Origin of the sequence: Stenotrophomonas sp. NPDC077420, from assembly GCF_044543385.1 — a bacterium.
Taxonomy (GTDB): domain Bacteria; phylum Pseudomonadota; class Gammaproteobacteria; order Xanthomonadales; family Xanthomonadaceae; genus Stenotrophomonas.
This window is the reverse complement of record NZ_JBITVZ010000001.1, coordinates 440508-461688: the sequence shown is the minus strand read 5'-3', so window position 1 is coordinate 461688 and position 21181 is coordinate 440508. Positions and strand designations below refer to the sequence as shown.

Genomic DNA, 21181 nt, shown 5'->3' with positions numbered 1-21181 from the left:
ATTTCGACCAGTTCCAGCAGCTCGGCGTCGTCCACCATGTCGGCCTTGTTCAGGAACACGACGATGTACGGCACGCCGACCTGGCGCGACAGCAGAATGTGCTCGCGGGTCTGCGGCATCGGGCCGTCAGCGGCCGAGCACACCAGGATCGCGCCGTCCATCTGCGCGGCACCGGTGATCATGTTCTTGACGTAGTCGGCATGGCCCGGGCAATCCACGTGGGCGTAGTGACGCTGCTCGGATTCGTATTCGACGTGCGCGGTCGAGATCGTGATGCCACGGGCCTTTTCTTCCGGCGCGGCGTCGATCGCGGAGTAATCCTTGAACTCGCCACCGAAGCGCTCGGCACCGATCTTGGTCAGTGCGGCGGTCAGCGTGGTCTTGCCGTGGTCGACGTGACCGATGGTGCCGACGTTGACGTGCGGCTTGGTGCGCTCGAACTTACCCTTGGCCATGGCTGCTTATCTCGAAATCGTCTGAATTGGTGGCACTTAGATGGTGCTCACGAAAGGAATCGAACCTTCGACCTCCTCCTTACCAAGGAGGTGCTCTACCGACTGAGCTACGTGAGCGAGTTTTGAATTATGGCATGAATTTGAATATATTCAAACTCATTCAATGGAGCGGGAGACGGGGATCGAACCCGCACCATCAGCTTGGAAGGCTGAGGTTCTACCATTGAACTACTCCCGCATCGGAAGCGCTTGCCACAACCTGAAACTACATGAAACTGGTGGAGGGAGGTGGATTCGAACCACCGAAGGCGTAAGCCAGCAGATTTACAGTCTGCCCCCGTTGGCCGCTTGGGTATCCCTCCTTACCACCCTGTCCCTGGCGCCGAAGCGTTTTCGGTGTGGGGTGGAAGAGCCGTGAATTTTGGGGGTGAATGCGGGTTCTGTCAACAACCTTTTTGAATTTTTTCACACGAATCTGCAATCGCCCCGCCGACAGGGCTTATTGGCCGGGCAGTGGCAATGTTTCGTCTTTGAAGATGGCCACGTGCGGCACACCATCGGCGCCAATCCAGCCGCGATACATGCCCTGCGTATTGAACGGCGTCGCCGCACGCCCGTCGGCGGAGAGCACGATCGCACCGCCGTCGCCCCCCAGTGCGGGTATGCGTTCGTTGATCACCTCGCGCCCTGCCTGTTCCGGGCCCTGCTTGAGGTACTGCATGCGCGCGCAGATATCGTGCGCGGCCGCGGTGCGGATGTAGTACTCGCCCCAGCCGGTGCCGGAGACGGCGCAGGTGGCGTTGGCGTAGGTACCGGCGCCGATGATCGGGGCATCGCCCACCCGACCGTAACGCTTGTTGGTCATGCCGCCGGTGGAGGTGCCCGCGGCCAGGTGGCCCTGCGCATCCAGCGCTACGGCACCGACGGTGCCGAAGTGTTTGGCGGTTTCCAGGTCGGCATGCGCCTGGCCGCTGGCCTCTTCCTTCAGCGCACGCTGCAGCTGTTGCCAGCGCTTGTCGGTGCGGAAGTAGGCGGGGTCGACCAGGGTGATGCCCTGGCTGACGGCGAACGCTTCCGCGCCCTGCCCGACCATCATCACGTGCGGCGAATGCTGCATCACCGCCTCGGCCAGCAGGATCGGATTGCGCACGCGCTGCACGCCGGCCACGGCACCGGCCTTGAGGCTGGCCCCGTCCATCAGCGCCGCATCCAGCTCGTTGCGCCCGTCGTGGGTGAACACGGCGCCTTTGCCGGCATTGAAGGTGGGATCGTCCTCGAGCACGGTGATCGCGGCGGTCACCGCGTCGAGTGCCGGCTTGCCCGCGGCGAGCGCCTGATGACCCTGCAGCAGCGCCTGGCGCAGCGCCGCACGGGCGGCCGCTTCCTCGGCGGCGGACAGGTCCTTGCGCTGCACGCCCGCCCCGCCATGGATGACCAGCACGGGTACGGCAGCCACGGCAAACGACGGAGCCAGGCACAGGGCAAGCAGGAGGGCGGGGCGAAGGCGCATCGGGACGTGTCCACTGGCGGGAGAGGCGGACATCATGGACCCGTGACCCGCCCGGCGGAATCGACCGTTGGTCATGCCCTGGCTGAAGCGGGGCCAGTGGCGGACAACGTAAAAAAGGCGTTAAATGCGCGCCGCCCATCCACCGAATGTGAATGGGGGTCAGGGCCTCCCTTGAGGCCCCCTATTCTTCTTGAGAATTCTCATGCGTAAACAGGCGATGGCGTGGTCGATCCAGCTGGCGTTGATGGGTGTGGCCGCGACTGCGGCGGCGCAGGCCCCGGTCCCCGGGGTGCAGCAACTGGACACGGTGCAGGTCACCGGCTCGCGCATTCCGCGTGCCCAGGTTGAAGGCCCGGCCCCGGTGACGGTGATCACCGCCGAGCAGATCCAGGCCAGCGGGTTCACCAGCGTGCCGGACGTGTTGCGTTCGATGACCCAGAACGGCGGCGAGACCCAGAGCCAGCAGTCCGCCAGCGGCGCCGATTTCTCGCCGGGTGCGCAGCAGGTCGACCTGCGCGGGCTGGGGCCGAACCACACCCTGGTGCTGGTCAATGGCCGCCGGATCGCCGATTTCCCGATGCCGTTCCAGGGCCGCAGCAACTTCACCGACGTGTCCAACATCCCGCTGGGCATGATCGAGCGGATCGAGGTGCTGACCGGCAGCGCGTCGGCGATCTACGGCTCGGACGCGATCGCCGGGGTGGTCAACTTCATCCTGAAGAAGCAGGTCGATGGCACCACGGTCGATGTGCGCATGGGCACCACCACCGAGGGCGGTGGCGAGTCGTTCGACATGAGCATCGCCAGCGGCTTCGATGCGGGCAGGTTCAGCGCGGTATACAGCCTGGAGCTGCAGTCGCAGACCCCGCTGTGGGCCTATGAGCGCGCCCAGCAGGACTCCACCCTCGACGCCCCCACCGAAAGCGCGCGCGCCGCGCGCCGCGCTTACCTGCGCACGGATTACAACGACGATTACCTGGACCCGGGCCAGGCCACCTGCGATGCGCTGGCCGGACAGAACAAGGGCAGCACCTACCATGCCGAGCGCGCGCGTTACGGCTTCTACTGCGGCAGCGACCGCTCGATCGGCTACGGCACGATCCTGAGCAAGCGCCGTGGCGCCAACGGCTACGCCTCGCTGCGTTATGGCTTCGACAATGGCGCCGAATGGTTCGCCGACCTGCAGCTGGGCTACCACGACATCGCGCTGATGCGCGATGTGACCCAGTGGGGCCTGATGGCGGCGGACGGCAACGAGGACGGCTACTTCTTCAACCAGGCCACCGACCAGGTGGAGTTCTGGCAGCGCCAGTTCTCGCCGGAGGAAATGGGCGGGCTGCGCGACGGCATGATCCGCAGCACGCAGAAGACCTTCAGCGTCACCAGCGGCTTCAAGGGTTCGCTGGGGGCAGCGTGGGACTACGAGGCGTCGCTGAGCCATTCGCAGTACCAGTCGTCGATCCGCTGGCCGCAGATCGTCGCGGCCAAGGCCAACGAGCTGTTCCTGGGCCCGCAGCTGGGCGAGGACGACGATGGCTTCCCGATCTACAACGCCGACCCGGCGCGCCTGTACCGGCCGCTGAGCCGCGCCGAGTACGATTCGATCGCCGCGCGCACGACGTACACGCCCCGATCGCGCACCGATACCGCCGCGCTGACCCTGACCAACGGCGAGCTGTTCGAGCTGCCCGGCGGCAAGGCCGGCTTTGCGGCCACCGCCGAGTTCGGCAACCAGTCCTACGCGCTGAATCCCGATCCGCTGGCCACGCAGTATTACTACTACAGCTGGAAGGATTCGGACGGCCATGGCAGCCGCAACCGCTGGGCCACCGCGGCCGAGCTGCGGCTGCCGCTGCACGAGACGCTCAACGTGAGCGTGGCCGGCCGCTTCGACCAGTACCGCTACTCGGGCAATACGATCGGCAAGGCGACCTGGAGCGGCGGCATCGAGTGGCGCCCGGTCGAGTCGCTGCTGGTGCGCGGCTCGTACGGCACGGCGTTCCGCGCGCCGGACCTGCACTATGTGTATGCGGGCCCGGGCAACGATGAAACCAGTGCCAACGACTACTACGCCTGCGCGGTGGAGGGCGCGGACGACTGCTCCGATTACGAGGAAAACCTGATCCGGACGCGCGAGGGCAACCGCCAGCTCGATCCGGAAACCAGCACGTCCTGGAGCGCGGGTCTGGTGTGGTCGCCTGCCGTGGGCCTGGACCTGTCGGTGGACTGGTTCGACATCGACATGCGCGACCAGGTGCAGGACATGGACGTGAGCACGATCCTGCGCGACGAGGCGGCCTGCCGCCTGGGCGACGCCGATGCCAGCTCGCCGACCTGCGTGGACGCCATCAGCCGCGTCACCCGAACCGACGACGGCCGCCTGTACGGGGTGCACGTGAGCCCGATCAACATCGCCCGCGAAACCACCCGCGGCATCGACGTGGGCCTGCGCTACCGCCTGACCACCGGCGTGGGTGATTTCATCCTGAGCGGCAACCACACGTGGGTGCAGCGCCATGATTTCCAGCAGTTCGCCGGGGACGTGGTAGAAGACCAGTTCGCGGTCAACAGCGGCTTCGACATTCCGCGCTCCAAGACCAGCGCCAGCCTGACCTGGGAGAACGCGGCGTGGTCGACCACGCTGTACGGTTCGCGGCTGGGCAGGCTGCCGAGCTTCGACAGCTACGACCAGAGCTTCGACTGGGAGAGCGGCGACAGCCCGTGGATGAAGGCGACGTACCGCTACAACCTGTCCGTGCAGTACCGCTTCGACGACCACTCGCGCCTGTCCTTGTCGGTGGTGAACCTGTTCAACAAGATGCCGCCGAAGGATGCGACCTATACGTCGTACCCGTACTACGACGTGTCGTGGTTCGATACCGTGGGGCGCCAGTTGAACCTGCAGTACACGCACAAGTTTGGTGGGTCTGCGCTGTAAGGGCGGGATTGCCTTGATTGCCTGGCGCCACGCTGCGCGTGGCTGCTGTTGGGGTGTGGCGAACAGCCGTTGGCTGATGGGCGCCCTGGCTTAGGCGGGACGGTGCGGGTTTCCGGGGGACGCCGTGAACCCATCCATGGGGGCTTGTAGAAAACATCCATGTTTTCTACACCCCCGGAAACCCGCCCCGACCCGCCTTTGACGGTGTGTCGTTGCCATGGGAAACGCGGGGGGACGGCCGATGGCCGTCCGATCAAAGCTCATGCGCTACCGGACGTGGATACGTTCACGGCGGTCGTTTGGGGACCCCACTTTACCGGCGATGCCTGAGATTGCCGAACAAGGGGAATTCCGCTTCTTCCATGGCCACCGGCCAACTGTCGGAGGGTCGGCGGGTGTGGGTTTGCGGGACCGTAGAAAACATGGATGTTTTCTACGAGCCTACAAGGACGTATTCACGGCGTGTCCCGCAAACCCGCACCCGCCGGCCCAAGCCAGGTAAGTCCGCAGAGCATGGCTGTTCGCCCATATGCATGAAGCAGCCGGGCAGAGCCCGGCATCACGCCAGTTGCGTGCACCTTCTCCACAGGGGTCGTGGAGAGCGGTGGGAGTTAGCTGTGGACAACCCTGCATGAGCCCCGCGCTGCAACGGTCTTGAGTTCGTGGTGATTATTTGTCCAGGCGAACGACGGGTTTTCCACACGCGTCGTGGAAAGCAGTGGGAGTTTGTTGTGGACAAGTCGGTTGAAGCCTGTCGCGCAACGATTTCGGGGCGTGGCGAATTATTGTCCACGCCCAAACGCAAACGCCCCGCGCGAGGCGGGGCGTTGCGGACATCAGCGTCGGGTTGAATCAGACGTTGAAGCGGAAGTGCAGGATGTCGCCTTCCTGGACGCGGTATTCCTTGCCTTCCAGGCGCAGGCGACCGGCTTCCTTGGCGCCGGCTTCGCCCTTGTACTTGATGAAGTCGTCATACGCGATGGTTTCGGCGCGGATGAAGCCCTTCTCGAAGTCGGTGTGGATCACGGCAGCGGCCTGCGGGGCGGTGGCGCCCTTGCGCACGGTCCAGGCGCGGACTTCCTTGACGCCGGCAGTGAAGTACGTCTGCAGGCCGAGCAGGCTGTAGGCCGCGTTGATCACGCGGTTCAGGCCCGGCTCGGTCAGTCCCAGGTCGGTCAGGAACGTGTCGCGGTCTTCATCGTCCAGCTGCGACAGCTCTTCCTCGATCGCCGCCGACACCGGCACCACCTGCGCCCCCTCCGCCGCGGCATGGGCGCGCACGGCGTCCAGGTGCGGATTGTTCTCGAAGCCGTCCTCCAGCACGTTGGCGATGTACATCACCGGCTTGAGGGTCAGCAGGAACAGGTCGCGCACCAACGCCTTCTCTTCGTCGTCCAGGCCCACCGAACGCCCGGCCTTGCCGTCCGCCAGTGCCGCCTGCAGCTTCGCCAGCACCGGCTTGCGCGCCGCGGCCTCCTTGTCACCGCCCTTGGCCGCACGCTCGGCGCGGTTGAGCGCCTTCTCGACACTGTCCAGGTCGGCCAAGGCCAACTCGATATCGATGGTCTCGATGTCCGAGATCGGATCGACCTTGTTGTTGACGTGGATCACGTCCGGGTTCTCGAAGCAGCGCACCACGTGGGTGATCGCATCCACTTCGCGGATGTGCGCCAGGAACTTGTTGCCCAGGCCCTCGCCGCTGGCCGCGCCCGCCACCAGGCCGGCGATGTCCACGAACTCCACGGCGGTCGGGATGACCTTCTGCGGGTTGATGATCGCCGCCAGCTCGTTCAGGCGCGGATCCGGCACCGGCACGATGCCGACGTTCGGTTCAATCGTGCAGAACGGGAAGTTGGCCGCCGCGATGCCCGCCTTGGTCAGCGCATTGAACAGGGTCGACTTGCCGACATTGGGCAGGCCGACGATGCCGCATTTGATACCCATCTTTTGCAACCTCTGGGGTGAAAGTGATTGGGAAAGCGGCGACGTTGGGCGCTGCTTTTCCAATCATTCTCCGTACCGACCAACGGTCGGTACCTACCGTCGGATCCGGGCCGTACTGCAGGACCCGACCGGCCCATCCGATTCCGGACGTTCCGGTTACTTCGGGGTGTGCAGGCGCTTCATCGCCTCACTGTAATCGCCACGCACCGCCAGCGGCAGCACGTCGATGGCATCGTCGATGGCATGACCGATCAGCACATCGTCGTCCTTGCTGGCGCGACCCAGCACCCAGGGCACCACGCGGTCCTTGTGGCCCGGGTGGCCGATGCCGATCCGCAGGCGGTGGAACTTGCCGTGGCCGAGCAGGCGGATGGTGTCACGCAGGCCATTCTGCCCCCCATGGCCGCCGTCGAACTTCAACCGCGCCACGCCGGGTGGCAGGTCCAGTTCGTCATGCGCCAGCAGGGTTTCTTCCGGCTCGATCTTCCAGAACCGCTGTGCGGCGGTGACCGACTTGCCGCTGAGATTCATGTAGGTGGCGGGCTTGAGCAGCCACACCGGTTGCCCGGCGATGTCGACCCGGGCGGTCTCGCCGAACAGCTTGCTGTCCACGCTCCAGCGCGCGCCGGCCCGTTCTACCAGGGCGTCAATGAAACGAAACCCGGCATTGTGCCGGGTCTGGGCGTGCTCGGGTCCGGGGTTGCCCAGACCAACGATCAATCGCAATCCTGTCATCGCTCTTCTTCGTCGGTACCCGCGTCATGCCGGTACATACAGAAACGGCGCCTGCCCCGGGGGACAGGCGCCGCAATTGCTTACTCTGCAGCCGGTGCTTCTTCGTCGGCGGCATCGATCTTGCCCGCCTTGGCGGTCACGATCGCATCATCGTGGTCCTTGCCCAGCGCCAGCGCCGGAATGGTCACGCCCTTCGGCAGCTTGATGTCCGACAGCTTGATCACGTCGCCCGAGGCCAGCTGGCCCAGATCGACGTCGATCGATTCCGGCAGGTCCTTCGGCAGGCAGGTGATGGTCACTTCCTTCAGTTCGTGGGTAACCACGACATCGGAAGCCTTGCCGGCCGGCGAGGTGTCTTCATTGATGAAGTGCAGCGGCACCGACGCGGTCAGGGACTGGTTCTCGTCCACGCGCAGGAAGTCCAGGTGCATGATCAGCTGCTTGTGCGGGTGGCGCTGCATGTCACGCAGCAGGACCTTGGTGATCTTGCCGTCCAGGTTCAGGTCCAGGATCGACGAGTAGAACCACTCGTTCTGCTGGGCCAGCCAGATGGCGTTGTGGTCCAGGCTGATGGCGACCGGTTCGGCGCTGCCACCGTACACGATGGCCGGGATCACACCGGCGTGACGCAGGCGGCGGCTCGCACCCTTACGCTGCAGTTCACGCTTGGTGACCTTGATTTCATGGGTCTTCGACATTGTTCTTCTACCAGTTGTTGCCTTGCCGGAATGGCTTGGCGATGAAAGGCACGTCCGCGACCAGACGTACCCGGGACCCGTCCGCCGTTGCCGGCGGCCGGAAAAATCAATCCACGTACAGCGAGCTGACCGACTCGCCGAAGGCGATGCGGCGCATCGTTTCGGCCAGCATTTCCGCCACGCTGAGCTGGCGGATCTTGCTGCACACCCGCGCCTCTTCACGCAGCGGGATGGTGTCGGTCACCACCAGCTCATCGAGCTGGGAGTTGTTGATGTTGTCCACCGCCGGGCCCGAGAGCACGGCGTGGGTGCAGTACGCCGCCACCTTCAGGGCGCCACGCGCCTTCAGCGCTGCGGCGGCCGCACACAGGGTGCCGGCGGTATCGACGATGTCATCGACCATCACGCAGGTCTTGCCTTCGACGTCACCGATGATGTTCATCACGGTGGACACGTTGGCGCGCGGACGGCGCTTGTCGATGATCGCCAGGTCGGCGTCGTCCAGGCGCTTGGCCACGGCGCGCGCGCGCACCACGCCACCCACGTCCGGGGACACCACGATCAGGTTTTCAGTGCCGTAGGCGCGCCAGATATCGGCGAGCAGCAGCGGCGAGGCATACACGTTGTCCACCGGCATGTCGAAGAACCCCTGGATCTGGTCGGCATGCAGGTCCACCGTCAGGACGCGGTCGGCGCCAACCGCGCTGAACATCTTGGCGGCGACCTTGGCGGTGATCGGCACGCGCGAGGAGCGCATGCGGCGATCCTGCCGCGAGTAGCCGAAATACGGCACCACGGCAGTGACACTGTTGACCGACGCGCGCTTCAGCGCGTCGATCAGGACCAGCAGTTCCATCAGGTTCTCGGCGCTGGGCGCGCAGGTCGGCTGGATCACGAAAACGTCCTGCTTGCGCACGTTTTCTTCGATCTCGACCTGCACTTCACCGTCGGAGAAGCGCGACACCAACGCCTTGCCCGGTCGCACCCCCAGCTCCTTGCAGATGCTCTGCGCAAGGCGCTTGTTGGCGTTGCCGGAAAATACCAGCAGGTTCGGGTGTTCTTGCATCATGACGGTCTCGGGCGGGAGCGATGGGCGGAGAACTCTGCCGCCGGCGCCCGAAGGTGCCTGCGGTGACAACACCGCGGCCAGTCAACCGTGTCCGCGCAGCATGCGCATGGAACGCGGTTGACGTCCGCAAGTGGCAGGGGCGGGAGGATTCGAACCTCCGAATGCCAGGATCAAAACCTGGTGCCTTGGGCCTCTTGGCGACGCCCCTGCATCAAAATCAATAACGCTCGAGTACATCAAGCAGTGGCGAGCGCTCCACGCCCGCAGCCACCCATGCCCGCAGTCCTTCCGGCAACTTCGCCAGGCCCTGCTCTGCAGCAGCGCGCGTGTCGAACTCGACGAAACAACCGCTTCCCGACCCGGTGAGTCGTGCCCGACCAATGCTGTCCAACGCGATGAGCACTGCCTCCACGGCAGGTTCGCGACGGCGCAGTACCGGCTCGAACGCATTCCCGAGCAAAGACCCGGAAGCGAAGTCCGCTATTTTCGCCACTGGAGCGTCGCGCGTCAAATCCGGGGAGCCGAAAAGTGCTGCGGTAGGCACATGCACGCCCGGGTCGGCGATCACATACCAGGCCGCCGGCAGCGCCAGCGGGGTCAGCCGCTCCCCCACCCCCTCGGCCCAGGCGTTGTGGCCACGTACGAAGACCGGGACGTCGGCGCCCAGCTGCAGGCCCAGGTCGGCCAGCGCATCGACCGTCAGCCCGGCCCGCCAGAGGTGGTTGAGCGCTACCAGAACCGTGGCCGCATCCGACGAGCCACCGCCGAAGCCACCGCCGGCAGGAATGTTCTTTTCGATGAAAATGTCCGCACCTTCATCGATGTTTGCCGATTTTTTAAGCAACAACGCGGCACGCACAGCGAGATCATCGGCCTCGGCAACGCCAGCCACCGACGGTCCCTGGCGACGGACCTGGCCGTCCGCGCGCAGGTTCAGCCGCAGCCGGTCACCCCAGTCGAGCAGGCGGAAGACGCTCTGCAGTTCGTGGTACCCGTCGGCACGGCGGCCGGTGATGTGCAGGAACAGGTTCAGCTTGGCCGGGGCCGGCCACCAGTCCCCGTCGCCGTTCAGGTCCGGCGCGCTCATGGCGCGTCCAGCACCCAGCCGTCGACCAGCAGGCGCACCTTGGCATCGCCCCTGACCGCCTCGATCCGGCGCGGCAGCACGGGTCGCCCGCCTTCGGCCGGGTACCAGTCCAGGTATTGGATATCCCAGCCCATCTGCTGGAACCGGCGCGGACGGCCGTCGCTGTCGCGATCTACCTGTCCGGCGGCGGCCACGTCTTCGGCGACCAGCCCACGCACCCAGTCGGGCAGCTGGTTGACCGGGATATCCCAGCCCGTGGCTTCGAGCAGCACCTGCTGCGCGTCAGGCCCCTGGCGTGGCCCGCCGTCGACGCCGTCCAGGCGACCACCGCCCTGCGCGCTGTCACCACTGAGGGTCCAGCTCTGCCGGGTCACCGGCGCACTCAGCGCAACCACGTAGCCGCGCGACTGCTGCCGCCAGTCGATCCGGCCGCTGCCACCGTTGCGGCCTTTGCTGACCGCGACGCGGCCTTCGAACGACCAGTCCGGCCGGTCGCGCAGCGTCTGCACCCGCAGATCCTCGGCCTGACGGGCCTCGGCGCTGATGCGGGTCGCCACGTCCGGCGCGGCCGGCGCCTTGCGCGTATCCAGCGACACACAGGCCGACAACCCCAGTGCCATGGCCGCCACGCAGGCGGCCCTCATCGACATCCACTTCATACGCCGTATTTCTCGATCACGCGCTGCAGCGCACGGTTTTCCGGGTCCAGCCGGCGCGCTTCGTCGAAGAAGCGGCGGGCCTCGTCCTTGCGGCCAAGCACCCACAGGACTTCGCCGACATGCGCGGCGATCTCCGGGTCCTTGGCCAGGGTCCAGGCGCGGCGCAGCTGCACCAGTGCCTCCTCTTTGCGGCCGAGGCGATACAGCACCCAGCCATAGCTGTCGACGATGGCCGCGTTGTCCGGTTCGGCCACGCGGGCGCGGTCGATCAGCTCAAGCGCCTCCTGGTAACGGGTGGTGCGGTCGGCCAGGGTGTACCCCAGCGCGTTGAGCGCGGCCACGTTTTCCGGTTCGGTGACCAGGATCTTGCGCAGGTCGGCCTCGGCACGCGGAACATCGTCACGGCGCTCCCAGGCCAGGGCGCGCGCATACAGCAAGGCATTCTCGTCCGGGTACGCAGCCAGGCCGCGGGCCAGCGCATCCAGTTCGCCGGGCAGGTCGTTGCCGCGCTGGCGCAGCTCGGCTTCCAGCAGGTAGGCGTCGCGTCGGGCCTCGTCGTCGATGCTGGCATCGGACTGGATCGCGTGCACCCCGGCGAAGGCCTTGTCCGGCTGGCCCAACGCGTACTGGGCACTGGCCGCGCGCAGGCGCGCTTCGGCGCGCTCCTCGCCACCGGGCACGCTCAGGTACCAGTCCACGGCTTCGGCATGGCGCTTGAGGTATTCGGCGATCTTGCCCAGCAGCAGGCGCTGGGCCGGATCCGGCTTGGTGGCCTGCTTTGACAGGTCGGTATACAGCGCCAGCAGGGCCGGGTCGTCCTTCTGCTTGGCCAGCAGCGAGGCGCGCATGCCCCAGGTCTGCACGTCCTGCGGACCCACCGACAGCACCCGCTCGGCCGCCTTGGCCTCGCCCATCGCGTCGTAGGCGATGGCCACCGCGTTGCGCAGTTCCGGGTCGCTGGCCGTGCGCGGCTCCACCGCACGCAGGGCCGCCAGTGCCTCATCGGTCCTGCCGGCCTGGTACATCAGGCTGGCATTCAACAGCGCCACCCGCGGCTCGCCCGGGAAGCGCCGCACCACTTCATCGACCATGCGCCGCGCCAGTTCGGGCCGGTCCAGGCGCATGGCCAGCCGACCGAACTCCTGCCACGGCTCGAGCTGGTTGGGAATGGCGTTGTCGTCGACCAGCCGGCCCAGCACGTCGGCCGCGGTGGCCGGCTCGCGGCTGCCCCCGACCAGCGCGGCGAGCGCGAACTTCCAGCCACGCGGGTCCGGGTCGCGCAGCAGCGCGGCCAGTTCGGTACGCGCCCCCTTCACGTCCCCCTTGCGCAGGTCCAGGGCGGCGGCGCTGCTGCGCATGCCCAGCGAGCGCGGTGCGCGCTTCTCCCACAAGGCCAGGGCGCGGCTGGCGCGCGTGTCATCGTCGGCCAGCATGGCGATCCGGGTCGCCCGCTCGGCCAGGCCGGCGTCGTCCTCGCCGGCTTCGGCCGCCTCCAGATACCAGCGCGCGGCCTCGGCCAGCTTGCCGGCCTGCAACGCGAACTCGCCGGCCATCACCGGGGTCAACGAGGCGGGCTCGGCGGGCACCGCCTTGCCGGCAGGCGCTTTGGGGGCCGCCAACAGCGGGCCGGCGGCAAGCAGGGACAGCAGCAGAACGCTGGGGATGCGAATCAATGCGGGCATCGGGGGCTTCTGGCCTTAAAATGACGACTTGAATGGCCAGCAGCTTATCGCAAGCAACTGAACAATGACCCTGTGGGTGCTCGGACTGAATCACCAGACCGCGCCGGTGGAACTGCGCGAACGCGCGTCCTTCGGCGGCGACGCCCTGCCCCAGGCACTGGCGTCGCTGCGCGATACGCCGCAGGTGGCCGAGGCGGTGCTTCTGTCCACCTGCAACCGCACCGAACTGTATGCGGTGGCCGATTCCGGCGAGGCCCTGGCGCAGTGGCTGGAACGCCACGCGGGGCAGTTGCACGGCTACCTGTACCAGCATGCCGACGCCGATGCGGTGCGCCATCTGTTCCGGGTCGCCACCGGGCTGGACTCGATGGTGCTGGGCGAGCCGCAGATCCTGGGCCAGGTCAAGGACGCCTGGGCCATGGCGCGCGACCATGGCCTGCTCGGGCAGCGCCTTGACCGCCTGTTCCAGCAGACCTTCTCGGTGGCCAAGCGGGCGCGGACCGATACCCGGGTCGGCGCCAATCCGATCTCGGTGGCCTCCACCGCGGTACGCCTGGCACAGAACTCGTTCGCGCGGCTGGAGGATTCCACCGTGCTGCTGGTGGGCGCCGGCGAAACCATCGAACTGGCCGCCCGCCACCTCAGCGAAGGCCGCGTGCGCCGCCTGTTGATCGCCAACCGCACCCTGGCCCATGCCCAGGAGCTGGCCAGCCGCCATGGCGGCGTGGCCCTGCCCCTGACCGAGCTGGAGCGCCACCTGGGCGAGGCCGACGTGGTGTTCTCGGCGACCGCCGCCCGCGAGCCGGTGATCACCCAGGCGCAGGTGGCCAGCGCACTGCGCGGGCGCAAGCACAAGCCGATGCTGCTGTTCGACCTGGCGGTCCCGCGCGACATCGAATCCGGCGTGGGCGAGCTGAAGGATGCCTTCCTCTACACCGTGGACGACCTGGAGCGCGCGGTGGAAGACAATCGCCGCAGCCGCCGGGAAGCGGCCGCCGAAGCCGAGGCGATCATCGACCTGCAGGTGTCGCGCTTTGTTGAAACCCAGCAGGCCAGCGCACACCAGGCGCCGCTGCGGCAGCTGCGCGCGTATGGCGAAGCGACCCGGGTGGAAATGCTGGACAAGGCCCGCCAGCAGCTGGCCCACGGCAAATCGCCGGAAGAAGTGCTGGAACTGCTCGCGCATGGCCTGACCAACCGCCTGCTGCACCCGCCTACTGCCGCCCTGCGCGCCGCCGCGCTCAGCGGCGATACTGAACTCACCCGCGCCGCCGAGCGCCTGTTCCCGGCCAAGCCGGGTTACCACCACGCTGCTGAGAGGACCGATGACGCCGACCCTGCGCCGTAAGCTGGAAGCGCTGGCCGAGCGCCGCGAAGAACTTGAACGCCTGCTGGCCGACCCGGACGTGGTCGGCGACAACGAGCGCTTCCGCAACCTGTCGCGCGAGTTCGCGCAGCTGCAGCCGATCGCCAGTGCGCTGGCCGACGAAGCGCGCGCGCTGGCCGACCTCGCTGCGGCCGAGGCCATGCGCGCCGACCCGGACCTGCGCGAGCTGGCCGATGAGGAGATCACGGCGGCACAGCAACGCCTGCAGCAGCTCGACCATGACCTGGCCCTGCTGCTGGTGCCGCGCGACCCGCGCGATGACGGCAACCTGTTCCTGGAAGTGCGCGCCGGCACCGGCGGCGATGAAGCGGCGATCTTCGCCGGCGACCTGTTCCGCATGTACGCGCGCTACGCCGAACGCCAGGGCTGGAAGGTCGAGATCGAATCGGACAATCCGGGCGAGCACGGCGGTTACAAGGAAATCGTGGCCCGCGTGGTCGGCCGCGGCGCGTATTCCAAGCTGAAGTTCGAATCCGGCACCCACCGGGTGCAGCGCGTGCCCGCCACCGAATCGCAGGGGCGGATCCACACCTCGGCGGCCACCGTGGCGATCATTCCCGAGGCCGACGAGGTCGACGACATCGTGATCAACCCGGCCGACCTGAAGGTGGATACATTCCGCTCCTCGGGCGCCGGCGGGCAGCACGTCAACAAGACCGAGTCGGCGATCCGCATCACCCACCTGCCCAGCGGCGTGGTGGTGGAGTGCCAGACCGAACGCAGCCAGCACGCCAACCGCGACAAGGCGATGAAGCGCCTCAAGGCGCAGCTGCTCGACAGCGAACGCAGCAGGCAGGCCGCCGCCACCGCCGAAAGCCGGCGGCTGCAGGTCGGCAGTGGCGACCGCAGCCAGCGCATCCGCACCTACAGTTTCCCGCAGGGCCGGATTACCGATCATCGCGTGGAAGGGCTGACCCTGTACGACCTGCCCAACATCATCGCCGGCGAGATGGACACCCTGGTCGAGCGGCTGATCCACGAACACCAGGCCGACGAGCTGGCCCAGCTGTCCGCCGGCGCGTGAGCATGGACCCGCAGCGCGAGCAGCTGCGCGGCGCGGTGCAGCGCCAGCCGCAGGACTTCATCGCCTGGGTGATGCTGGCCGACGCCGAGCTGGAAGCCGGCGATACCGTGGCCGGCGAGCAGGCGGCCCAGCGCGCGCTGCAGCTGCGCCCCGGGCACCCCGAGGCGCTGGCGCGGCTGGGCCGTACGCGCTGGATGCAGGGCCGCCACGACGAGGCGGCCGCGCTGTTGCGGCAGGCGTCCGATCTCGTTCCCCAGCATCCGGGCATCGCGCTGTGGCTGGGCCACGCGCTGGAAGACGCCAACCAGCCCGAAGCCGCCGCCGATGCCTACCGGCACGCGCACCAGCTGCTGCCGGGCGAGCCCTACATCAGCGCGCAGCTGCTCAACTGGCAACGCCGGCTGTGCGATTGGCGCGGGCTCGACACCCTGTCCCGGCAGGTGCGGCAGGCGGTCGCGCAGGGCGCGGCGGTGGTCGAGCCGTTTGCGTTCCTCAGCGAAGACAGCAGCGCCGCCGAGCAGCTGGCCTGCGCGCGGCAGCGGGCCGCCGCGATCGCCGAAGGCGTGCGTGCGCTGCCCCGCGCCACGGTCCGCGCGCACGGGCGGTTGCGGGTGGGCTTCCTTTCCAATGGTTTCGGCGCGCACCCGACCGGCCTGCTGACCGTGGCGCTGTTCGAACAGCTGCGCGCGCTGGGTGCGCTGGAGCTGCACCTGTTCGCGCTCAATGGCGACGATGGCAGTGGCATCCGCGCACGCCTGCGGGCCGCCGCCGACACCCTGCACGAGGTCGCCGGGCTGCCGCACGCAGCGATCGCCGCCGCGATCCGCGGCGCCGGCATCGACGTGCTGTTCGACCTGCGCGGCTGGGGCGGCGGCGGCACCCCGGCGGTGCTGGCGATGCGCCCTGCGCCGGTGCAGGTGACCTGGCTGGCCTACCCGGGCACCTCCGGTGCCGACTGGATGGACTACGTGCTGGCCGACGCCTTCGTACTCCCCACCGCACTGGCGCCGGCGTTCAGCGAGCGGGTGCACTACCTGCCCCGCGCGTTCCAGCCCTCCGACCCGACCCGCGTGCTGGAACCGGCGCCCGACCGCGTGGCCTGCGGGCTGCCCGCGCAGGGTGTGGTGTTCTGCTGCTTCAACAACAGCTACAAACTCAACCCGCGCAGCATGCGCCGCGCCTTCGCCGTGCTGCAGGGCGTGCCCGGCAGCGTGCTGTGGCTGCTGTCGGGCCCGGGCCACGCCGATGCGCGCCTGCGCTCGGCCGCGCGCGAGGCGGGGCTGGACCCGGCGCGGCTAGTGTTCATGCCGAAGCTGCCGCACCCGACCTACCTGGCGCGCTACGCGCACGCCGATCTGTTCCTGGACACCCATCCGTACAACGCGCACACCACCGCATCGGATGCGCTGTGGGCCGGTTGCCCGGTGTTGACCTGCCCCGGGACCACCTTCGCCGCGCGCGTGGCCGGCTCGCTCAACCACCACCTGGGCCTGGAGGAACTGAATGCCGCCGATGACCGCGCCTTCATCGACACCGCCGTAGCGTTGGGCAACGATCCGCTGACGCTGGCCGCCCTGCGCTCCAAAGTGGCGAGGGCGCGAGACCGGAGTGGCGTGTTCGACATGGCAGGATTCGCGCGTGATTTCACCGCCGCGGTGGAGGCCATGGCGAAACCGCAGGGCGGGCCGATCCGGTAGCAACCGACAACGAGGGATGCATGGGCAAGCTCAAGCGCAAGGAATACCAGGCACTGCTCGAACCGATGCAGCTGGAACTGGCCACCATGGCACGCTGGGCCCAGCACACCGGGCAGCGCATCCTGGTGCTGTTCGAAGGGCGCGACACCGCCGGCAAGGGCGGTGCCATCCAGGCCATCGCCGAACACCTCAACCCGCGCCAGTGCCGGGTCGTCGCGCTGCCCAAGCCGACCGACCGGGAAAGCACCCAGTGGTACTTCCAGCGCTATGTATCGAACCTGCCCGCCGCCGGCGAGATCGTGCTGATGGACCGCAGCTGGTACAACCGCGCGGGGGTGGAACACGTGATGGGCTACTGCAGCGAAGCCGAGTACCGCGCCTTCCTGGCGCAGGCACCGGTGTTCGAACAGCTGCTGGTCGACGACGGCATCCTGCTGTTCAAGTACTGGCTGGGCGTGGACCAGGCGCAGCAGGAAAAGCGCTTCGCCGAACGCCACGTCGACCCGCTCAAGGGCTGGAAGCTGTCGCCGGTGGACCTGAAGTCGCGCAGCCGGTACAGCGCCTACACCGAGGCGCGCGAAACGATGCTGCGCGCCACCCACCGCGAGCACGCGCCGTGGACGCTGGTGGACTTCAATGACCAGAAGCGCGGTCGGCTGGACCTGGTCCGCAACCTGCTCGACCGCCTGCCCGACACGCGGGTGGACGACCCGATCCCCGAGCTGCCGCCGCTGAAGGGAAAACTGCAGCAGGAGCAGTACGGGGTGTTGAAGCCGATCAACCTGTGATCATTCGCGGCCGCTGGGGGGATTGATCCCGATCCTCCGGACCGGCCCGCTCATCGGACGATCTTTTCGATGTCCGCTGCCGTGACCGGGCCGAGGAACTCCTTGGCCACGGTGCCATCGGGCGCGATCAGGTAGGTCATGGGCAGGCCGCGCGGCACGGCGAAGTCTTCGGGCGGGTTGTAGGTGTCCACGATCACGATCGGATAGGTCACCGGCAGCTTTTCCAGGAAGGCCTTCATCTCCGCGGCCTCGATGTCCTCATAGGCCAGTCCCACCACTTCGATGTCTTCGCGCATGGCGTGCAGCGCCGCCAGTTCCGGCATCTCCTTGCGGCACGGCGCGCACCAGGTGGCCCAGAAGTTCACCACCACCCATTTGCCGCGGTGCGCGGCCAGGTCGTAGGTGCTGCCATCCAGCGCCGGCAGGACCAGGCGCGGCCGGGCTGCGGTCTTGCGTTCCAGGTTCGGGCTGGCCGCCTCCGACGGCGTGGCCGGGTCGGCGGGCGTGGCCACCGGCGCGGGCGGCGCGGGGCTGGCGTCGGGTTGCGGGGTAGGCTTGTTGCAGCCGGCCAGGGCCAGCACGCCCAGCGCCAGCAGCAGGGACTTGGGGGTCATGGGGTTTCTCCGTGCGGGGTATAGATGTCGCTGACGCGGCGCTTGAGCAGCTCGCGCAGGGGCAGGCGCAGTGCATCCAGCGCCGCCACCGAGGCGATGCCCAGGCTGTCGTCGCGGTAGGGCAGGTAGGCTTCCTTGACCGGAATGCGCAGCTGCGTGGATTCGTACAGGTCGGCCAGGGTCACCCGGTCCAGGTCGCGGGCCAGCAGCCATTCGCCCTGCTCGTCACGGTGCACCACACGGATCGCCTCCAGGTCGCAGAGCATGCTCTGCAGCAGCGAATCGGTGAGCATCGGCTCCAGCCGCAGCACCTCGTCCTCGTCCAGTCCACGCCCGTCCAGGCGCGCCTGGTGGAAACGCCCGATCAGGCGCAGCAGGCCATACAGCTCGTAGCCGGTGGGCAGGCGCAGGTCGGCGGGCTGGTAGCGGAACGCGGCAATCGAGGAGGCCAGCGACGCGCCCAGCAGCACCGACACCCAGCACAGGTAGATCCACAGCAGCAGGATCGGCACGAACGCCACCGTGCCATACAGCTTCTGATAGGACTGGAAGCTGCCCAGGTAGGCCCCCATGCCCCACTTCACCAGTTCCAGCATCACCGCGGCCAGGATCGCGCCGGGGATGGCATGCCGCCATTTCACCGTGTGGTGCGGCACCACCCGGTAGACCAGCGTGATGCAGACGAATTCGATCAGGATCGGCGCCAGGGTCAGCGAGGCGTCGGCCAGCAGGCGGCCTTCGCTGGTCCCGAACAACGGCAGCGCGAAGACCCTTGCCGACACCGCCAGCGATGCGGCAGCCAGCATCGCGCCCAGGGTCAGCACGGTCCAGTAGACCAGGAAGCGGGTCAGCTTGGGCCGGGTCGAGCTGACCCGCCAGATCTGGTTGAAGGTTTCCTCGACGCTGTTGAGGGTGATCAGCAGCGACACCACCAGCGCGATGAAACCCGCCGCGGTGAGCTGGCCGGCACTGGCCGAGAACTGGCGCAGGTAGCCCTCGGCGGCACGCGCGGCATTGGGCACGAAGTTGGAAAACACGTAGTCGCTGAGCGTGTCGCTCCAGCGGTCGAAGACCGGGAACGCCGAGAGCACGCCAAACACCACGATCGCCAGCGGCACCAGCGCGAACACGGTGGTGTAGGCCAGCGAGGCCGCCGCCTGGAACAGGCGGTCGTCCAGGAAGCGGCGCCACAGGAAGCGACCGAAGCTGGCGGTGCGGGCGCGGTCGCGCCCGCGTTCCAACCATAGATTGAGAGTATCCAGGGGTTCCATCAGGGCAAGCCTACCTGAAGCCGGGTGGAGGCAATGCCATACTGCGGACCGGAAGGGTCACAACGGAAGCGAGATGGCGGAGATTCTGGTGCTGTACTACAGCCGTGGCGGTTCGGTGGCGCGGCTTGCGCGCCAGATCGCGCGCGGCATCGGCGAAGTGCCGGGCATGAGCGCGCGCCTGCGCACGGTGCCGCCGGTGGCGGCGGTGACCCAGACCGCGCGGCCGCCGGTGCCCGAGGACGGTGCCCCGTACGTGTGCGTGGAGGACCTGGCCGAGTGCAGTGGCCTGCTGCTGGGCAGCCCGACCCGCTTCGGCAACATGGCCGCGCCGGTCAAGCATTTCCTGGACGGACTCGGCGCCGAATGGGTCAACGGCACGCTGGCCGGCAAGCCGGCGGGCGTGTTCACCTCGACCGCGTCGCTGCATGGCGGGCAGGAATCGACGCTGCTGTCGATGCAGGTGCCGCTGCTGCACCACGGCTGCCTGATCGTGGGCATTCCGTTCACCGAACCGGCGCTCAGCCACACCACCAGCGGCGGCACGCCTTACGGCGCCAGCCACGTGGCCGGTGCGGACGACAACCCGGTGCCCAGCGAGGACGAAGCGGTGCTGGCGCGTGCGCTGGGCCGACGGGTGGCCGACATCGCAGGGCGGCTGGGATGAGCCCGCGGCTGCAGAAATGGACGCTGGCCGGATTGCTGCTGGCCTTGGCGGCGGTGTATGCGATCTGGTTCGCGCAGGACCGGCACTGGCTGGCCAGCCAGCTGGTCTTCACCCTGCCCCCGCTGCTGCTGGCCGCCGGCGTGCTCGGCGGCCGTGGCCAGGCCACGTTCTGGGCCGGGGTGCTGTCGCTGTTCTGGTTCAGCCACGGGGTGATGAGTGCCTGGAGCCATCCGGAGACGGCGGTGTGGGCGTGGCTGGAGCTGCTGCTGGCGCTGGCGGTGATCGGCGTGTCGAGCGCGCCGGGGCTGCGCAGGCGGTTTACGAAGGCCCGGTAGCGCCGGCCGTTGGCTGGCCCAGGCGGTACGTGGGCCGGCCAACGGCCGGCGCTACCGATCTCGTCGCCGTATCATGTGCACCTTGCGCGGCCATGGTCGCGCCGCTCAACCGTCAAACCAGGATTGCTGCAATGGACGAACTACTGATCATCACCACCGGCGGCACGATCGACAAGATCTACTTCGACGATAAGTCGGACTACCAGATCGGCGATCCGCAGATCGGGATGATCCTGCGCGAGCTGGGCGTGACCTTCCGCTTCAACGTGATCCCGATCCTGCGCAAGGACTCGCTGCACATCAGCGATGAAGACCGCGAGCTGATCCGCGCCACCATCGCCGCACAGCCGACCCGCCATGTGCTGGTGACCCACGGCACCGACTCGATGGTGCAGACCGGCCGCGTGCTCAAGAGCATTGCGGACAAGACCATCGTGATGACCGGCGCACTCAGCCCGGCCCGTTTCCGTGGTTCGGATGCCGAATTCAACATCGGCTGTGCGATCGGCGCGGTGCAGTCGCTGCAGCCGGGCGTGTACATCGCCATGAACGGCCGCATCTGGAACCCCGAACACGTCCGCAAGAACGTGGCCGCGAACAGATTTGAAGACGCGTGACGCGGTA

General features: G+C 67.7%; 19 protein-coding genes and 4 tRNA genes. 8 read left to right on the top strand and 15 right to left on the bottom strand.

The window, feature by feature from the left end; all coding sequences use genetic code 11:
* The 5 genes from ACIGII_RS02030 to ACIGII_RS02010 form a co-directional block, all read right to left on the bottom strand.
* Positions 1–455, bottom strand: a 455-nt coding sequence (locus ACIGII_RS02030) for a GTP-binding protein (protein ID WP_399635206.1), incomplete at its 3' end; no start/stop codon positions are given.
* 41 nt (positions 456–496) lie between these two features.
* A tRNA-Thr gene (locus ACIGII_RS02025) sits at positions 497–572 on the bottom strand.
* A gap of 47 nt (positions 573–619) precedes the next feature.
* Positions 620–693, bottom strand: a tRNA-Gly gene (locus ACIGII_RS02020).
* A 38-nt stretch (positions 694–731) separates the two neighbouring features.
* Positions 732–817, bottom strand: a tRNA-Tyr gene (locus tag ACIGII_RS02015).
* Positions 818–954: 137 nt separating this feature from the next.
* Complete coding sequence (locus tag ACIGII_RS02010; RefSeq protein ID WP_399635208.1) at positions 955–1965, bottom strand: isoaspartyl peptidase/L-asparaginase family protein; 1011 nt, start codon at positions 1963–1965, stop codon at positions 955–957.
* Positions 1966–2167: 202 nt separating this feature from the next.
* Between ACIGII_RS02010 and ACIGII_RS02005 the strand changes: the two genes are divergently transcribed.
* The gene (locus tag ACIGII_RS02005; RefSeq protein ID WP_399635210.1) at positions 2168–4903 is read left to right on the top strand and encodes a TonB-dependent receptor plug domain-containing protein; all 2736 of its coding nucleotides are present in this window, start codon (positions 2168–2170) and stop codon (positions 4901–4903) included.
* An 852-nt stretch (positions 4904–5755) separates the two neighbouring features.
* Here the strand turns inward: ACIGII_RS02005 and ychF are convergent.
* The 8 genes from ychF to ACIGII_RS01965 form a co-directional block, all read right to left on the bottom strand.
* Complete coding sequence (gene ychF, locus ACIGII_RS02000) at positions 5756–6847, bottom strand: redox-regulated ATPase YchF (protein ID WP_399635213.1); 1092 nt, start codon at positions 6845–6847, stop codon at positions 5756–5758.
* Between the two features lie 156 nt (positions 6848–7003).
* Positions 7004–7582, bottom strand: a complete 579-nt coding sequence (pth, locus tag ACIGII_RS01995) for an aminoacyl-tRNA hydrolase (protein ID WP_399635216.1) — start codon at positions 7580–7582, stop codon at positions 7004–7006.
* An 80-nt stretch (positions 7583–7662) separates the two neighbouring features.
* Positions 7663–8280, bottom strand: a complete 618-nt coding sequence (locus tag ACIGII_RS01990; protein WP_399635219.1) for a 50S ribosomal protein L25/general stress protein Ctc — start codon at positions 8278–8280, stop codon at positions 7663–7665.
* 106 nt (positions 8281–8386) lie between these two features.
* The gene (locus ACIGII_RS01985) at positions 8387–9346 is read right to left on the bottom strand and encodes a ribose-phosphate diphosphokinase (protein WP_026070235.1); all 960 of its coding nucleotides are present in this window, start codon (positions 9344–9346) and stop codon (positions 8387–8389) included.
* Between the two features lie 134 nt (positions 9347–9480).
* Positions 9481–9557: transfer RNA gene (locus tag ACIGII_RS01980), tRNA-Gln, on the bottom strand.
* A gap of 9 nt (positions 9558–9566) precedes the next feature.
* Positions 9567–10436: a 4-(cytidine 5'-diphospho)-2-C-methyl-D-erythritol kinase gene (gene ispE, locus ACIGII_RS01975; protein ID WP_399635222.1), complete on the bottom strand. Its 870-nt coding sequence runs from the start codon at positions 10434–10436 to the stop codon at positions 9567–9569.
* Positions 10433–11086, bottom strand: a complete 654-nt coding sequence (gene lolB, locus ACIGII_RS01970; protein WP_399635759.1) for a lipoprotein insertase outer membrane protein LolB — start codon at positions 11084–11086, stop codon at positions 10433–10435. Before lolB ends, ispE begins: the two co-directional genes overlap by 4 nt.
* Before the next feature lie 5 nt (positions 11087–11091).
* Complete coding sequence (locus ACIGII_RS01965; protein ID WP_399635224.1) at positions 11092–12777, bottom strand: tetratricopeptide repeat protein; 1686 nt, start codon at positions 12775–12777, stop codon at positions 11092–11094.
* A gap of 64 nt (positions 12778–12841) precedes the next feature.
* On the opposite strand from ACIGII_RS01965, the gene hemA reads away from it, so the two are divergent.
* From hemA to ppk2, 4 genes are read left to right on the top strand one after another with little or no spacing between them, the layout of a single operon-like run.
* Positions 12842–14125, top strand: coding sequence for a glutamyl-tRNA reductase (hemA, locus tag ACIGII_RS01960; RefSeq protein WP_399635226.1), 1284 nt, complete (start codon positions 12842–12844; stop codon positions 14123–14125).
* Positions 14103–15188, top strand: a complete 1086-nt coding sequence (gene prfA, locus ACIGII_RS01955) for a peptide chain release factor 1 (protein ID WP_399635229.1) — start codon at positions 14103–14105, stop codon at positions 15186–15188. Before hemA ends, prfA begins: the two co-directional genes overlap by 23 nt.
* Before the next feature lie 2 nt (positions 15189–15190).
* Positions 15191–16885, top strand: a complete 1695-nt coding sequence (locus ACIGII_RS01950) for a tetratricopeptide repeat protein (protein ID WP_399635231.1) — start codon at positions 15191–15193, stop codon at positions 16883–16885.
* 20 nt (positions 16886–16905) lie between these two features.
* A complete protein-coding gene (gene ppk2, locus ACIGII_RS01945; RefSeq protein WP_399635234.1) occupies positions 16906–17673 on the top strand; it encodes a polyphosphate kinase 2 in 768 nt (255 codons plus the stop codon).
* A 50-nt stretch (positions 17674–17723) separates the two neighbouring features.
* Here the strand turns inward: ppk2 and ACIGII_RS01940 are convergent, their stop codons facing one another.
* The gene (locus ACIGII_RS01940; RefSeq protein WP_399635236.1) at positions 17724–18287 is read right to left on the bottom strand and encodes a TlpA family protein disulfide reductase; all 564 of its coding nucleotides are present in this window, start codon (positions 18285–18287) and stop codon (positions 17724–17726) included.
* The gene (locus ACIGII_RS01935; protein ID WP_399635239.1) at positions 18284–19558 is read right to left on the bottom strand and encodes a YihY family inner membrane protein; all 1275 of its coding nucleotides are present in this window, start codon (positions 19556–19558) and stop codon (positions 18284–18286) included. The genes ACIGII_RS01940 and ACIGII_RS01935 overlap by 4 nt, the downstream gene beginning before the upstream one ends.
* A gap of 73 nt (positions 19559–19631) precedes the next feature.
* On the opposite strand from ACIGII_RS01935, the gene wrbA reads away from it, so the two are divergent.
* The 3 genes from wrbA to ACIGII_RS01920 all read left to right on the top strand — a co-directional run bounded on the left by wrbA (position 19632) and on the right by ACIGII_RS01920 (position 21174).
* Complete coding sequence (gene wrbA, locus ACIGII_RS01930; RefSeq protein WP_399635241.1) at positions 19632–20222, top strand: NAD(P)H:quinone oxidoreductase; 591 nt, start codon at positions 19632–19634, stop codon at positions 20220–20222.
* Positions 20219–20557 carry a DUF2069 domain-containing protein gene (locus tag ACIGII_RS01925; RefSeq protein WP_399635244.1) on the top strand — a complete coding sequence of 113 codons (339 nt, stop codon included), beginning with the start codon at positions 20219–20221 and terminating at the stop codon, positions 20555–20557. Before wrbA ends, ACIGII_RS01925 begins: the two co-directional genes overlap by 4 nt.
* 131 nt (positions 20558–20688) lie before the next feature.
* A complete protein-coding gene (locus ACIGII_RS01920; protein ID WP_399635245.1) occupies positions 20689–21174 on the top strand; it encodes an asparaginase domain-containing protein in 486 nt (161 codons plus the stop codon).
* Positions 21175–21181 lie beyond the last annotated feature (7 nt).